Annotated in this window: 15 protein-coding genes; 2 read left to right on the top strand and 13 right to left on the bottom strand. The window is 71.4% G+C overall.

Going from position 1 to position 14,739, the window contains the following annotated elements:
• The first annotated feature begins 16 nt into the window (after positions 1 to 16).
• On the top strand, positions 17 to 955 hold the full coding sequence (locus tag ACWD2L_RS02610; protein WP_351331305.1) for a helix-turn-helix domain-containing protein: 939 nt from the start codon (positions 17 to 19) through the stop codon (positions 953 to 955).
• Here the strand turns inward: ACWD2L_RS02610 and ACWD2L_RS02605 are convergent.
• The gene (locus tag ACWD2L_RS02605) at positions 945 to 1,580 is read right to left on the bottom strand and encodes a DUF1345 domain-containing protein (RefSeq protein ID WP_351331304.1); all 636 of its coding nucleotides are present in this window, start codon (positions 1,578 to 1,580) and stop codon (positions 945 to 947) included. The genes ACWD2L_RS02610 and ACWD2L_RS02605 overlap by 11 nt on opposite strands.
• Before the next feature lie 127 nt (positions 1,581 to 1,707).
• Between ACWD2L_RS02605 and ACWD2L_RS02600 the strand changes: the two genes are divergently transcribed.
• Entirely contained in the window at positions 1,708 to 4,212 is a 2,505-nt protein-coding gene (locus ACWD2L_RS02600; RefSeq protein WP_351331303.1) for an ATP-dependent Clp protease ATP-binding subunit, read from the top strand.
• A gap of 52 nt (positions 4,213 to 4,264) precedes the next feature.
• Here the strand turns inward: ACWD2L_RS02600 and ACWD2L_RS02595 are convergent, their stop codons facing one another.
• From ACWD2L_RS02595 to ACWD2L_RS02540, 12 genes are all read right to left on the bottom strand, one after another.
• Positions 4,265 to 5,134, bottom strand: coding sequence for an urease accessory protein UreD (locus ACWD2L_RS02595; protein ID WP_351331302.1), 870 nt, complete (start codon positions 5,132 to 5,134; stop codon positions 4,265 to 4,267).
• Positions 5,134 to 5,838, bottom strand: a complete 705-nt coding sequence (gene ureG, locus ACWD2L_RS02590; RefSeq protein WP_451187720.1) for an urease accessory protein UreG — start codon at positions 5,836 to 5,838, stop codon at positions 5,134 to 5,136. The genes ACWD2L_RS02595 and ureG overlap by 1 nt, the downstream gene beginning before the upstream one ends.
• 34 nt (positions 5,839 to 5,872) lie before the next feature.
• Positions 5,873 to 6,607: an urease accessory protein UreF gene (locus ACWD2L_RS02585; RefSeq protein WP_351331301.1), complete on the bottom strand. Its 735-nt coding sequence runs from the start codon at positions 6,605 to 6,607 to the stop codon at positions 5,873 to 5,875.
• Positions 6,608 to 6,624: 17 nt separating this feature from the next.
• Positions 6,625 to 8,337, bottom strand: coding sequence for an urease subunit alpha (locus ACWD2L_RS02580; protein WP_351331300.1), 1,713 nt, complete (start codon positions 8,335 to 8,337; stop codon positions 6,625 to 6,627).
• Positions 8,330 to 8,659: an urease subunit beta gene (locus tag ACWD2L_RS02575; protein ID WP_351331355.1), complete on the bottom strand. Its 330-nt coding sequence runs from the start codon at positions 8,657 to 8,659 to the stop codon at positions 8,330 to 8,332. Before ACWD2L_RS02575 ends, ACWD2L_RS02580 begins: the two co-directional genes overlap by 8 nt.
• Positions 8,660 to 8,832: 173 nt before the next feature.
• Entirely contained in the window at positions 8,833 to 9,135 is a 303-nt protein-coding gene (locus ACWD2L_RS02570; protein WP_351331299.1) for an urease subunit gamma, read from the bottom strand.
• Positions 9,136 to 9,309: 174 nt separating this feature from the next.
• On the bottom strand, positions 9,310 to 9,822 hold the full coding sequence (locus ACWD2L_RS02565) for a nuclear transport factor 2 family protein (protein WP_351331298.1): 513 nt from the start codon (positions 9,820 to 9,822) through the stop codon (positions 9,310 to 9,312).
• On the bottom strand, positions 9,819 to 11,285 hold the full coding sequence (locus ACWD2L_RS02560) for an FAD-dependent oxidoreductase (RefSeq protein WP_351331297.1): 1,467 nt from the start codon (positions 11,283 to 11,285) through the stop codon (positions 9,819 to 9,821). The genes ACWD2L_RS02565 and ACWD2L_RS02560 overlap by 4 nt, the downstream gene beginning before the upstream one ends.
• Positions 11,278 to 12,111, bottom strand: coding sequence for an SDR family NAD(P)-dependent oxidoreductase (locus ACWD2L_RS02555; protein ID WP_351331296.1), 834 nt, complete (start codon positions 12,109 to 12,111; stop codon positions 11,278 to 11,280). Before ACWD2L_RS02555 ends, ACWD2L_RS02560 begins: the two co-directional genes overlap by 8 nt.
• Positions 12,108 to 12,569 (bottom strand): nuclear transport factor 2 family protein, encoded by a 462-nt coding sequence (locus tag ACWD2L_RS02550; protein WP_351331295.1) that lies wholly within the window; start codon positions 12,567 to 12,569, stop codon positions 12,108 to 12,110. Before ACWD2L_RS02550 ends, ACWD2L_RS02555 begins: the two co-directional genes overlap by 4 nt.
• Complete coding sequence (locus ACWD2L_RS02545) at positions 12,566 to 13,381, bottom strand: SDR family NAD(P)-dependent oxidoreductase (RefSeq protein WP_351331294.1); 816 nt, start codon at positions 13,379 to 13,381, stop codon at positions 12,566 to 12,568. Before ACWD2L_RS02545 ends, ACWD2L_RS02550 begins: the two co-directional genes overlap by 4 nt.
• The gene (locus tag ACWD2L_RS02540) at positions 13,378 to 14,724 is read right to left on the bottom strand and encodes an MFS transporter (RefSeq protein ID WP_351331293.1); all 1,347 of its coding nucleotides are present in this window, start codon (positions 14,722 to 14,724) and stop codon (positions 13,378 to 13,380) included. Before ACWD2L_RS02540 ends, ACWD2L_RS02545 begins: the two co-directional genes overlap by 4 nt.
• Positions 14,725 to 14,739: the final 15 nt, after the last annotated feature.

Raw genomic sequence — 14,739 nt, 5'->3', positions numbered from 1 at the left:
AGTAGGCTGCGGACACATGATGGTCGACAAGCGACACTTCGAACCCCACGGCCAGGCCGGACCGCCCACGATTCCGCTGTACGGATTCCAGCCCCCGGTCGGTACTCCCTACGGCCTCGAGGTGAGCACCGTCGAGGACCTCTTCGCCGAGCACGAGGACTGGCCGTGGAACCCGCCCCGTCCGGGCCGTGCCACCTTCCACTACCTCATCGCGGTCACCGAGGGTGAGCTGCGGCACGACGTCGACCACATCACGCGGACCGTCGCCCCCGGCCAGTGGCTGTGGGTGCGTCCCGGGCACGCGCAGCGCTGGCATCCGCCCGGCGCGGCCCGCGGCCCGTTCATCCTGTTCGAACCGGACGTACTGCGGCCCGACCTCGCCCGACTCCTGGCCCCGATCACCGCGCACGAGGCCCCCGCGGTGCTCAGCCCGCACCCCGACGACGCCGCCTGGCTCCGGCAAACGGCACTCCAACTCCTGGACGAACAACGCGCGTTGGGGCGCCGCCCCCTCGACATCCACCACGCCCTGCGGCGCAGCCTGCTCGAATCACTGCTGCTGCGCCTGGCCGACTCCCCGGGCATCGCCCCCATCGGCACAGCCACGGCCGGCACCAGCCGCACCGACAGACACCGGCGCTTCGTGGACGCCTTGGAGCTGCACTTCCGCGAGCTGCACCAAGCCGCGGACTACGCCGAGTTGCTCGACTGCTCGGTCCGCACCCTCAGCCGCGCCACCCGGGACGCCACCGGCAAAGGGGTGCGTGAGCTCATCGACGAGCGACGCCTCCTGGAAGCCCGGCGCCTGCTGGGAGCTGCGCAGTGGGACGCCCGGAGCGTGGCCGCCCACCTCGGCTTCACCGACCCCGCGAACTTCGGCCGCTTCTTCCGCGACCGCACCGGTCTCACCCCGACCGCATTCGCGGCCCGCGGGCAACATCCGGTCAGCCCGTGACCATGCCCGCGACCAGGTTGATGACGGTGGCCAGCAGGCTCGTGCCGAAGAGGTAGGACAGCAGCGAGTGCCGCAGCACGACCGACCGGATCACCGAGCTGGAGACGTTGGTGTCGGACACCTGGTACGTCATGCCGAGGTTGTAGCTGAAGTAGAAGAAGTCCCGATACGCCGGAGGTTCCTCGGAGTTGAAGTCGATGCCGCCCGAGAGGTCCTGGTAGTACAGGTAGGCGTAGCGCGCGGCGTACATCAGGTGCAGGGCCGCCCACGCCATGAACACCCCGCCCAGCGCGACCGCCGCCGCGACGTTGCGGGCGCCGGAGCCGTGCAGGAACAGCAGCACCACGATGGCTCCGAGCCCGCACAGCGCGGTGCCGACCACCGCGAACTCCTCGGTGACGGGGGCGAAGTCCTCACGCCGTGCCTCGCGGCGGGTGGCGGCGGCGTCCATCGGCCACAGCACCAGCCAGCCCGTGACCACGAAGACCAGCTCCGCGGCGGCGATGCCGGTGAGGATGCCCAGAGGTACGCCGACCGGAATGCCCACGGCCACCGCGGCCACAAGGCCGATCCCCACGGAGACGGCCAGGCGGGGAACCGCGGATGTCGGCAGCCAGGCACTCATGGCTCGCACACTAGACGGATCGGTGTCGCCACGCCCCCGCCCTTTGTGCGGCCGGACAAAGATCAGCTTGCGGGGACCCAAGGGCAGGGGTTGGCTGGGACGAACCCATTGCGCACCTGGAGTCACCATGTCGATGTCGCCGTTCGGGTTCGGCCCCTCGGACCCTTTCAGTGAAATGTTCAACCGGTTCTTCGGTACGTCCCCCGCGAGCTCGCCGCCCGCGGTGCAGCGCGTGCCCATCGGGCGGCTGCTCACCGAGTCGTCCCAGGAACTGCTGAACCTGGCCGCGCAGAAGGCGCACGAGGACGGCACCTCCGACCTGGACACCGAACACCTGCTGTGGGCGACGACCAAGGTGCAGCCGTCGCGCCGGGTGCTCGAGCAGGCCGGCGTCGACCCCGACCGGCTCGCCGAGGAGATCGCCAAGGTTTTGCCGCAGGAGGCCGGACAGCCGTCCGCGGAGCCGGGGCTCACCCCGGCGGCCAAGCGCTCACTGGCTGCCGCCCACGCCCAGTCGCAGGCGGCCGGCGTCTCCTACATCGGGCCCGAGCACATCCTCGGCGCCCTGCTCTCCGACCCGGCGACGGGGGCCGCGCGGCTGCTGAGCGCGGCGGGCCTCGACCTGAACCGGCTGACGAACGCCTCGGAGCAGGCGACCCGGGCGGACAACGGCGGCGGCAGTGCCGGCAGCGGTGCGACGGGGGCGTCCACGACGCTCGACGAGTTCGGGCGCGACCTCACCGAGGAGGCCAAGGCCGGCAAGCTCGACCCGGTCGTCGGCCGGGCCGAGGAGATCGAGCAGACCGTCGAGATCCTCTCGCGGCGCTCCAAGAACAACCCGGTGCTGATCGGTGAGCCCGGAGTCGGCAAGACCGCCATCGTCGAGGGCCTCGCGCAGCGCATCGTCGCGGGCGAGGTGCCCGACACCCTCAAGGGCAAGCGGGTCGTCGCCCTCGACATGTCCGGGATGGTGGCGGGGGCGCAGTACCGCGGTCAGTTCGAGGAACGTCTGAAGAAGGTCATCGAAGACGTCCAGAACGCGGGCGGCGACATCATCCTGTTCATCGACGAGCTGCACACCGTCGTCGGCGCGGGCGCCACCGGCGAGGGTTCGATGGACGCGGGCAACATGCTCAAACCGGCCCTGGCGCGCGGCGAGTTGCACGTCGTCGGCGCCACCACCATCGACGAATACCGCAAGCACATCGAGAAAGACGCCGCGCTTGAGCGCCGCTTCCAGCCCGTACTCATCCCGGAGCCCACTGTCGAGGAGACCGTGCAGATCCTGGAGGGGCTGCGCGACGCGTACGAGGCACACCACCAAGTGCGTTTCGCCGACGGCGCGTTGGCGGCTGCCGCGGAGCTGTCCGACCGCTACATCAGCGACCGTTTCCTGCCCGACAAGGCCATCGACCTGATGGACCAGGCGGGCGCCCGGGTGCGGCTGCGCACGGCGAGCCGGTCCACCGAGGTCGTCGAGCGCGAGGACCGGATCGCCAAGCTGACCCGCGAGAAGGACCAGTCCGTCGCCTCGGAGGACTTCGAAAAGGCCTCCGAGCTGAAGAAGCAGATCGCCGAGGTCGAGGGCGAGGTAGCCGGGATCGAGGAGCGCCGCGAGGGCGTGGTCTCCGTGACGGCCGACGACATCGCCGGCATCGTCTCGCGCCGCACCGGCATTCCCGTCGCCCAGCTGACCGCCGGCGAGAAGGAGCGGCTGCTGAAGCTGGAGGAGGAGATGCACGCCCGCATCGTCGGGCAGGACGAGGCCGTCACCGCCGTCTCGCAGGCGGTGCGCCGCAACCGCGCGGGCATGGGCGACCCGAACCGTCCCGTCGGTTCCTTCCTCTTCCTCGGCCCGACCGGCGTCGGCAAGACCGAACTCGCCAAGACCCTCGCGGAGTTGCTGTTCGGCGACGAGAGCCGCATGGTCCGCTTCGACATGAGCGAGTTCCAGGAGAAGCACACCGTCGCACGTCTGGTCGGTGCCCCTCCCGGCTACGTCGGCTACGACGAGGCCGGCCAGCTCACCGAGAAGGTGCGCCGCCAGCCCTACAGCGTGGTCCTGTTCGACGAGGTCGAGAAGGCGCACCCCGACATCTTCAACACGCTGCTGCAGATCCTCGACGACGGCCGGCTCACCGACTCCCAGGGCCGCACCGTCGACTTCCGGCACTGCGTGGTCATCATGACGTCGAACATCGGCGCCCACCGCATCCTCGCCCACCGGGGCGACGCCGCGGAGCTCAAGGACGAGCTGATGGAGGAGCTGCGGGGCCGCTTCCTGCCGGAGTTCCTCAACCGCATCGACGACATCATCGTCTTCCACAGCCTCACCGAGGACGACCTTGGCGAGATCGTCGACCACCTGCTGGCCCAGAGCGAGCACCGGGTGCACGCGCAGGGGCTGAACCTGGAGGTCACCGAGGCCGCCAAGAAGCTGCTCATCGCGCACGGCCACCAGCCGGAGTTCGGCGCCCGTCCGCTGCGCCGCACCATCCAGACCGAGCTCGACAACCGCATCGCGTCCCTGCTGCTCGCAGGCGAGGCCGAACCGGGTGACACGATCGTCGCCGACGTCCAGAACGACACCCTGCACTGCACGATCCGTACGAGCACGGACACACGCCAGTGATGAACGTGTTGTGCGCGATCGGCGAGCACAACACGCAGAGCGACCAGCCCATCTACGTGGATGCCGCCGAAACCGAAGCCGCGTCGGCGTCATGCACCGGCAGCGCGTCAAGGCGGGTCAGACAGGCGTCCAGTTGGTGGCGCAGCGCGGCCGAGTCCGGGGCGAGTGCGGCGGCGAGAACGGCGGGGCCCGAGAGGGGGAAGAGGGCGGCGCCGTCCGCTGCGTGTACCGCGGGTTTCTGATCGGGCCGGTGGGCCCACAGGGGGTCGACGACGAGGACGGAGCCGAGGGCAGTGCGGCCGCCGGTGACGGCCGGTCCGTGCCAGCCGGGGACGTCGGGGCCGAGGGCGAGTTCCTGGTCGTGGAGCGGGCGGCCGTCGAGCTGGACGCGCAGTCGTTGGCGCACGGTGCCGGGTGTTTCGCCGTGCCGGCCGAGCAGCAGTTCCTCGCGTACCAGGAGCCGGGCGCCCGGGGCGAGGTCGATGCGGGTGACGAAGTGGTGGTCGCAGCGGTGGGCGGCGATGACCGGTTCCGGCAGCCAGACCAGGGTTGCGTCGCGGCCCACGGACATGGTCGTGGTGACGTGGCAGGGCTCGGCGTGCGGGCCGGGCAGGGCCACGGTCGCGGACACGTCCCGCAGGACGAGGGCCGCGCCGGGGCCGACGTCCACATGCAGCCGGAGGTCGTCCCCGCCGAGCGGGCCGCCGGTTCCGGCGGCCCTGGACACCCGCGCGGTACCGGGCCCGGCCAGGTTCCACCGGCCGAGGGGGGTGGGACCTGTGGCGATCGCGGGGCGCAGCAGCAACGGGCCGTCGGATCGCAGCCGCGCGATCCTGCTGGGGCGGCACCCGGTGGCCCGGCCCGCGCCGTCCGCACCGTCCGCGCCGTTCGCGGTCACCGTGAGCCGGGCGTCGGCGCGCATCAGCGGACCGGGACGCCGAGCAGTTCGCGTACCCAGGTGGCGACGGCCGTGGCGGCCGGGTCGTCGGTGAGAGAGGTGAACAGGACAGGGAGGTCGCCGCGTTGTACGCGGGCATCCCGGTCCATCACGTCGAGATCGGCACGGACCTGAGGGGCGAGGTCGGTCTTGTTGATGACGAGGAGATCGGAGCGTGTGACGCCGGGACCGCCTTTGCGGGGCACCTTGTCCCCGCCCGCCACATCGACGACGAAGATCTGACGGTCGATCAGGCCGTAGCTGAAGGTGGCGGTGAGGTTGTCGCCACCGCTCTCGACGAGGACGAGGTCCAGGGGCGCGAGACTGCTCTCCAGGTCGTCGATCGCTTCGAGGTTGGCGGAGATGTCGTCGCGGATGGCGGTGTGCGGACAGCAGCCGGTGGCGACCGCGCGGACGCGCTCATCGGGCAGTACGCCGTGCCGGAGAAGGAAGTCGGCGTCCTCAGTGGTGTAGATGTCATTGGTCACCACGGCGAGCCGTACGTCCGCGCTCAATGTGCGGCACAGGGCGGCCACCAGAGCGGTCTTGCCGGAGCCGACCGGGCCGCCGATGCCGATGCGCAGGGCGCGGGCGCCACGCTCGGACAGCGGGCCGGCCGGGTGGTGGTCCTCGGCGCCGTGGACGTGCGGCGGTGCGGTGTCGGGGCCCGTCGACCGCTCTTCGGGCAGATCGGCGACGGGGACGTCGGGGCGTGTGGTGTGGTCAGGATGCAAAGAGACGCACCTCCCAGGTGGCATGGCGTTCGGCGGACAGGTCCAGTAGCGGGGAGCCGTGGGCGGGAAGATCCTCGGGGAGGGCGTCACGGTAGGTGGTGCCCTCGGTGGCCACGGTTTCCAGCAGGGGGCCGAGGCGGGCGAGCACCTCGTACACGGAGAAGGGGTCCAGGCCGAGCAGCCGGATGGCCGCGGTGGCCGGACCGAGCACCGCGTCGTGCGCCGCGGACCAGGCCGCGGCCCTGGGGCCCAACTGCGCGGCGGCGGCGACCGCACCGAGCGCGATGGGCTGGTGGGTGCCGCGTGGCGCGATGGCGGCGAGTGCCTCCAGGACGGGATGCGGCCAGACACGGCGCCCCGAGCGCAGGAGCTGCCGGCCGAGCGTACGGGACGCCGCGCGGAGAGCCGAGGACGGTGTCCGGGCGTCGAACTCCGCATCCAGTGCACTGAGTCGGTCCCCGGCCGGGCCGTCGAGTGTGTCCTGAGCCGCTGCCGCGCAGCCGGCCGCCGCGAAGGCCGCGGCGATCCGACCGACTGTCGCGGCCCGACCCTTGAGGAAGAGTTCCAGCGCGGCAGGGTCCTGTACGCCTTCCAGCGCGACGATCGCTTCCAAGCCGCCGGAGTGGGCGTGCGCACCCGCCGGGAAACGTCCGTCGGTGAGCAGGAGCAGGGCTCCCAGCGGGTGGCATCCGCTGTCCGGTCCTGCCGTTCGGTCCGTGTCCATGTTCCGGTGCGCCCCGGTCAGAACAGGAAGTACCGCTGGGTGAGCGGTAGTTCGGTGGCGGGTTCGTGTTCGATGAGCTCGCCGTCGACGTGTACGGCGTAGGTGTCGGGGTCGACGTCGATGCGGGGCAGCGCGGTGTTCTCCGGCAGGTCGTGCTTGCCACGGCCCCGTACGTCGGCGACCGGGACCAGCGGCCGGGTGACGCGCGGGAGCCGGTCCGCGAGACCCGCTTCGATCGCGGCAGGCGAGACGAAGGCGACGCTGGTCGAGGTGGCGGACGGGCTGTGGGCGTTGTAGCCGAGACGGGGCAGCACCGGATGCGGCGTGGGTACGGACCCGTTGGGGTCGCCGAGCGCGGCGACGGCGGCGACGCCGCCCTTGAGGACCATGGTGGGCCGGACGCCGAAGAGGGCCGGCTGCCACAGGACGAGGTCGGCCATCTTGCCCGGTTCGACGGACCCGACCTCGTGCTCCAGGCCATGGGCGACCGCGGGACAGATCGTGTACTTGGCAACGTAACGGCGGGCGCGGTGGTTGTCGGCGCGTCCGTCGCCCGGTAGCGGGCCGCGCAGCCGTTTCATGCGGTCGGCGGTCTGCCAGGTACGGATGACGACCTCGGCGACGCGCCCCATCGCCTGCGCGTCCGACGACATGATCGACAGCGCGCCGAGATCCTGCAGTACGTCCTCGGCGGCGATGGTGCTCGCCCGCACGCGGCTCTCCGCGAATGCCAGGTCGTTGGGCACCTGAGGGTTGAGGTGGTGGGCGACCATCACCATGTCGAGGTGTTCGGCGACGGTGTTGCGGGTGAAGGGGCGGGTGGGGTTGGTCGAGGCGGGGAGTACGTACGGTTCGCCGGCGATGCGGATGATGTCCGGCGCGTGCCCGCCGCCCGCTCCCTCGGTGTGGAACGCGTGGAAGGTGCGACCGCGGACCGCGGCGAGCAGGTCTTCCACGAAGCCCGCCTCGTTGAGGGTGTCGCTGTGGATCGCGACCTGGACTCCGGCCGCGTCCGCCACGGTCAGCGCGGCGTCGACGGCGGCGGGCGTGGCGCCCCAGTCCTCGTGCACCTTGAAGCCGCCCGCCCCGCCGCGCAGTTGCTCCCACAGTGCTTCGTGCGACACGGTGTTGCCGCGGGCGAGGAAGAGCACGTTGAGCGGCCATGGCTCGAAGGACTCCAGCATGCGGGCCAACCACCATGAGCCGGGGGTGGCCAGGGTCGCCATGGAGCCCTGAGTGGGGCCGGTGCCGCCGCCGACGACGGTCGTGGTGCCGGCGGCGAGCGCCTCCTCGAACATGTCCGGGCCCACGAAGTGCACATGGGTGTCGATGGTGCCCGCGGTGAGGATCATGCCGTTGCCCGCGGCGATCTCGGTGGACGGGCCGATGACCAGATCAGGGTGGACCCCGTCCATCGTGTCGGGATTTCCCGCCTTGCCGAGTGCGACGATCCGCCCGTCCCTGATGCCCACGTCGGCCTTGACCACACCCCAGTGGTCCAGCACGACGGCTCCGGTGATGACCAGGTCCGGGGTGCCCTCACCGCGCGTCGCGCGGGACTGGCCCATGGACTCACGCACGGACTTGCCGCCGCCGAACACCGCCTCGTCGCCGCCGACGCACCGGTCCTCCTCGACCTCGATGAACAGCTCCGTGTCGGCGAGCCGGATGCGGTCCCCCGCAGTGGGCCCGAACGCCGCCGCGTACTCCTCGCGCGAGACCTCAGTCATGGTCTTCTCCCTCAGTGGCGTCCAGTGGGCCGCCGCATGCGCCACGCAGCCCCGGTACGATCCGCCGACCTGAGATCTCCACCAGCGGAACGTTCACCACGGCTCCGGGCTCGAAGCGCACGGAGCCACCGGAGAGCACGTTGAGCCGACGCCCCCACGCCGCGCCGCGGTCGAACTCCAGCGCGGGGTTGACCTCCGCGAAGTGATAGTGCGAGCCGACCTGGATGGGCCGGTCACCGGTGTTGATCACGCGGAGCGTCAGCACGTCCTTCCCGGCGTTGATCGTCACCGGGCCGTCTCCGTACAGGACTTCACCGGGCACGGTCGGCAGGTCCAGGTGCGGCTGCCGCCCGGTGTAGTGCTGTCGCGGCGCCTGCCGCTCGCCGGTTCCGGCGCGCCGCGGCGGGCTGGGAGCGTTGGGACCGCTGCTCGTGTGACGGGGCTCGCCACGCGGTCCCGCACCCCCGGGATCGTCGCTGGGGTGCTCACCGCGGGTCATGAGATCGGTCCGGTCACCGTGATGAGCTTGGTGCCGTCCGGGAACGTCGCTTCCACCTGGAGCTGCGCCAGCATCTCTGGCACCCCGTCCATGACATCGTCCCGGCTCAGCACGGTGCGCCCGGCCTCCATCAGGTCGGTGACGGTGCGTCCGTCCCGGGCGCCCTCCAGGAGGAACGAGGTGATCAGCGCCGTGGCCTCAGGGAGGTTGAGCCGCAGACCTCGGTCCTGGCGTTCCGCTGCGAGCTTGGCGGCGGTATAGATCATCAAGCGCTCGCGCTCGTGCAGTGTCAGCAGCACCTGTGCACTCCGTGGTCGATGGCGGCGTCTGCCTGCCATGTCACACTCGGCGCGTCCCGATCCGGCCCCGCCACGCCCGCCCGCGTGGCAGGTGTGCCCGACCGGACCAGTGCGGTGCGGCGGGGTGCGTGCCGTGGCCCCGGGAGCCGAGCGGTTCCCGGGGCCGCCGCTCCCCTACGTCGATACGTCCGCGCGATGTCCCCGCGTGTAGACGGGATCGGCCCCGTCGCGCCGCGAGGCGACCCACGTCGGGTCGAGGGCGTCGGTCAGGGAGACGGTCCGCGATTCGTCGAAGACGACGACCCGGTCCGCGATACCCCAGGTGCCGTCGCGCCGCTCGAAGCGGTCGACGTAGCGGCAGCGGATGATCGCCAGGTCCTGTTCGCCGCCGGGCTCGGTGGGTGCCTGCCGCAGGAAGCACAGGCAGTAGGACTCGACGTCGGCGCTGTCCTCCCCGGTGAACTCCACCAGTACGTTGGAGATGAAGTGCTGGGAGGAGTCGATGGTGCGGTGCCGGTCGCGGATGTCCTCGACGAGTCCCGCGGCGTCCCCGGTATAGGCCCCGTGGACGTCGATCGCGTCGTCGAAGTAGCAGGCCGCGATGGCGTCGTGGTCCAGTCGGTCCACCGCCCGGGCGTAGCGGAACAGGACGTCCTGGATCTCGAACCGGTCGTCGGCGCGGCTCATGCGGGGGCCTCCTCGGCGCGGGGTGACAGGTCGGCGGCGCGTGCGGCGGCCTCGCGGCCGGCGACCCGGCCGAGCACCAGGGCGTGAGCGACGGAGTTGCCGCCGCCGACGTAGCGTTCGCCGAGGATTCCGCCCGCGGCCTCACCTGCGGCGTACAGGCCGGGGACGGATCGGCCGTCGGTGCCCAGCACTCGGGTCGAGGCGTCGATCTCCAGGCCGGTGTGGGTGCAGACCAGTTCGGCGGGGAGCATGCGCACCGCGAAGAACGGACCGGTGGCGATCGGCGCGATGTGCGGGTCTGCGCCCTTGGCCGCCAGCGACTCGTGGCGCAGGAAGTCCGTGTCGTGGCCCGCGGCGAACAGTTCGTTGAAGCGGCCGACGCTCGCCGTCAGGTGCGTCGCGGGGACGTCCATCAGGCCCGCGAGCTCCTCCAGGGTGTCGGCACGCAGCACGACGCCCTTGGCGACCTCCTCCTTGATGCGGTCGGCGGTCCAGTCGGCGTAGCCGTCGGGCAGTGCGGTGCGGGCGGTGTCGTCGAACACCGACCAGACCCAGCCGCCGTGGTCCTTGAGGATGCCGGGGCTGACCGCGTACGGGGCGTCCTCGTCCATGCAACGGCGGCCGTCGGGACCGACGTTGATGCGGGAGGCGGGCGGGAATCCGCTCTGCCAGTGGTGGTAACGCTGGAATTGGGCGGTCACCAGGAGCAGTCCCCAGCCCTGGCCGAACAGGGCCAGGTCGTGCCGCTCGGCGAGGCCGACGTGGTCGCCCCGCGAGCCCGGTGCGGCGACCACGAACAGGGCGTCCCCGGCGATCTCGGCGTCGGGGAGGAACCGGCGGACGAGGTCCGGGTCGGCCGCGACGCCGCCGCTGGCGATGACGACGGCGGGCGCGGTGGCCTCCTCGCCGTCGAGGACGACGCCGCGGACGACGCCGTCGCGGACCACGAGGTCCTCGACACGGCTGCCGAGCGCCAGGTCAACGTCGAGACGGGCGCGGGCCTTGTCGAGCACCTGGACGAGCCCGTAGCCCTGGTCCTTGGGCACGTGGCCGCGCCAGACGTCCTCCACTCCGGCCCGGGTGAGTCCCGGTTCGTGGGCGCTGTGCGAGACCTGGGCGGGTATCTCGACGCCGAGGTCGAGCAGCCAGTCGACGACCGCGCCGGACTCCTCGCAGAACATTCGCACCGGGCCCGGCCGGACCCGCCAGCCGTTGAGGTCCATGTAGTGCTGGAACATGCGCAGGGGCGAGTCCTCGACGCCGAGGCTCTGTTGGACGCTGGTGGCGGAGGCGGTCAGGAGTCCGGCGGACAGCTGGGTGGAGCCGCCGATCTCGTCCTCGGACTCCAGGAGCAGCACGCGCGCGCCGGCCTGGGCGGCCGAGACCGATGCGGCGAGTCCGGCGCCGCCTGCGCCGACCACGATGACGTCGTAGTCGTACGCCCCGTTGTCGGGCTCAGACATGCTGCGAGCCTCCGTCCACCGGGATGTTGGTGCCGGTGATGTACCGGGCGCTGTCGGAGAGCAGGAAGTAGAGGGCGGCGAACACCTCCATGGGGGCGCCGATGCGGCGCAGCGGGACCGTGGTGAGTGCCCGGTCCATCGCGGCGGGGTCCTCGCGGACCCAGCGGGTCATCTCGGTGTCGATGAAGCCGGGCGCGATCGAGTTGGCGCGGATGTTGTCGGGGCCGAGCTCGACGGCCATGCACGTGGTGAGGTGCTTCACCGCGGCCTTCGAGGAGTTGTACGCGGCGCGGGTGGGCCGGGCGCGCACGGCGGCGACCGAGGCCATGTTGACGATGGCGCCGCCGCCGACGGTGCGGAAGTGCCGGGCGGCCGCCTGGCCGCCGTAGACGACGCCGTTGACGTTCACGCCGTAGGTGAGGGCGAGTTGCTCGGGCGAGATGTCGGTGAACTCGGCCTGCGGGAAGACACCGGCGTTGTTGACCCACAGGTCGAGCCGTCCGAACTCGCGCAGGGCGGCGGCGACCATCGCGTCGCCGGCGGCCGGGTCGGTGACGTCGGCGCCGACCCCGACGACGCGGCCCGCGCCGTCGACACCCGCAAGATTGGCGTTGATCTTCTCGGCGACGGCGGCCATCGCCTCCTGGTCGAGGTCCGCGCCGACGCCGTTGACGCCGCGGCGCGCCAGCTCTTCGAGGAAGAGTGCGCCCATGCCGCGTCCGGCGCCGGTCACGACGACGGTGCGGCCGGCCAGCTCGGGGTTGAGGGCGGGCAGGGCGTCGTAGTTGACGCGGCCCGGGTTGTCGGCGGGCGTCTGGGTGGTCACGAGTGCTCCTTGAGATGCGGTGCGTGTGCTGCGGGCCCGTCGCCGTCGCGCGTCACGCGGCGGCGTACGAGCCTCAGGTCTGCGGGGTCCCCGGGGGCGCGGCGCAACCGGTCGTCGATGGTGGTGACGCGGTCGATGCGGGCGGCCCCGGAGGCGAGGTCGTGGGTGGTGACGATGAGGAGGTTGGCGCGGACGTCGTACGCGCCGGGGCGGTCTCCGGGCCGGACCAGCACGTTGGTGATGACGTGGTGCAGGTGCGGCGCCGCGGCGTGCAGGTCGCGGGCGAAGGCGACGAGTGCGGCGCGGCCGGTGACCGGTTTGTCGTATGTCGGGGAGTCGAATTCCCCGTCGGCGGTGAACGTGTCGGCCCAGGCCTCGGCGTCACCGGTGTCGATGGCGTGCGACTGGGCGGCGTAGAGGTGCTGGACCTCCAGGAGGGTTTCGAGCAGCGGGGTCACGGCTTCGCCTCCAGGCCCGCGAGGATGCGGTGGTAGAGCCCGCCGGACGTCAGGCCGCCGTCGACGACCATCTCCTCGCCGGTGATGTACGCGGCGTCGTCGGACAGCAGGAACGCGACGACGCGCGCCATCTCCTCGGGGGTCGCGAGGCGCCCGGCCGGGACGGAGCGCAGGCTCTCGTCGACGAAGGAGGTGTCGGCGGCCTGGTGCAGGAGCGGTGTGCCGGTGAGGCCCGGGTGCAGCGAGTTGACGCGGATGCCGTGGGCGGCGAGTTCGAGCGCGCCGACCTTCGACAGGCCGCGTACGCCCCACTTGCTGGTGCCGTACGTGGCGGAGAAGTAGCCGACCATGCCGGCGATGGAGGAGATGTTCACGACGGCCGCGCCGCCGTCCTGGGCGCCGCGCGTCAGGGCGGGGGTGAGTGTCTTGAGGCCGTAGAAGACGCTGGACAGGTTGATGTCCATGACGCGGCGCCACTGCTCGACGGTGGTGTCGGCGATACCCGCGCGCAGGCTGACCCCGGCGTTGTTGACCAGGCCGTGCAGCGGTCCCGCGGCCTCGATCTCGCCGGCCAGTGCGCCCCACGATTCGGGGTCGGCGACGTCGAGCCGGACGGCCCGTCCCGATCCGCCGGCCGCGGCGAGTTCGGGGACGAGTGCCTCGGCGGCGTCCGTGTCGAGGTCGGCCGCCCAGACGTGGGCTCCTTCGGAGGCGAGCGCGAGGCAGTCGGCCCGGCCCAGGCCCCCGGCGGCGCCGGTCACCACGACCGAACGTCCTTGGAAGCGGCGGCCGTTGGCCGGTTGGGGGGTCACAGTTCCAGCTCCGTCCCGCGGGTCTCCTTGAGGAAGAAGGTGGCCACGAAGGTCATGAGCGCGGTCGCGATGAGGTAGCCGGCCGGCGCGAGGTTGTTTCCGGTGACGTTGATCAGCAGCGTGGCGATGAAGGGTGCGGTGCCGCCGAGCGCCATGTTGGTGACGTTGTTGCTCATGGCGATGCCGCTGTAGCGGTAGCGCGCCCTGAAGAGCTCGGCGTACGCGGCGAACGAGACACCGTTGACCAGTCCGATGAAGAAGGTCAGCGAGGACTGGGCGAGGATGGCGAGCACCGGGCCCGCGTCGCGCATCAGCATGAACGCCGGGAGGCCGATGATCGCGGTGATGCCGCTGCCGACGAAGAACACGGGCCTGCGGCCGACGCGGTCGCCGACGTATCCGGCGATCGGGAGGCTGATCACGGCGACGACCATGGCGATGCAGGTGGACGTGAACGCGAAGTCGGCCGAGTGTCCGCCTTCGGTCTGCAGGTAGCTGGCGGCGTACACACCGGCGACGTAGTAGCCGCCGACGATCAGCGCGCCGAGGAAGATGACGAGGACGATCTCGCGCCAGGCGTTCACGAACACGTCGGCGATGGGGTACTTCGCGACCTCGACGGTGTCGCTCTCCTGGACGGCCTCGAATTGCTCGGTCTCCGGCAGCTGGCTGCGGATGTACAGGCCGATGACACCGATGACCACGCTGAGCAGGAACGGGACGCGCCAGGCCCAGTCCTGCAGGGTCTGCTCGCTGACACTGGAGGTCAGCAGCAGCGCGACCAGGGAAGCGACCAGCGAGCCGAGGTAGGTGCCGGTGTTGACGAACGAGGTGTGGAACGCGCGGCGGTGTGTCGGGGCGTGCTCGGACACGATGGCGTTCGCGCCGCCGAGTTCACCGCCCGCCGCGAAGCCCTGGACGCAGCGGCACAGCACCAGCAGAACCGTCGCCCACAGGCCGAGGGTGGCGTACGAGGGGATGAGGCCGATAGCGGTGGTGGCGACGGCCATCAGCAGGATGGTCCAGGTGAGCGCCTTCTTGCGGCCGTACTTGTCGCCCATGTGACCGAAGAGGATGCCGCCGGGGGCCCGGAGAAAGAACGCCACGGCGAACGCGGCGAAGGTCGACAGGAGCGCCGTGTTCGGGTCGCTCGCGACGAAGAAGTGCGCCGCGACGAAGGTGGCCATGTAGCCGTAGATGCCGAAGTCGTAGTACTCGACGACGGTTCCGAGGATCGCCGCTCGGATGACCTTCAGGGTGGCGCGGGGACTCTCGCCGGACGGTGGCGACGAGGCGGCCGTCGCCTCACCCGTCGACGTCGGGTCGGTGGCCAGGTTTTCCATGGGTCGGTCCTTTGG

Source organism: Streptomyces sp. NPDC002754, from assembly GCF_053592315.1.
The sequence above is the reverse complement of the archived record's forward strand: the minus strand, read 5'-3'. Positions and strand labels throughout refer to the sequence as shown.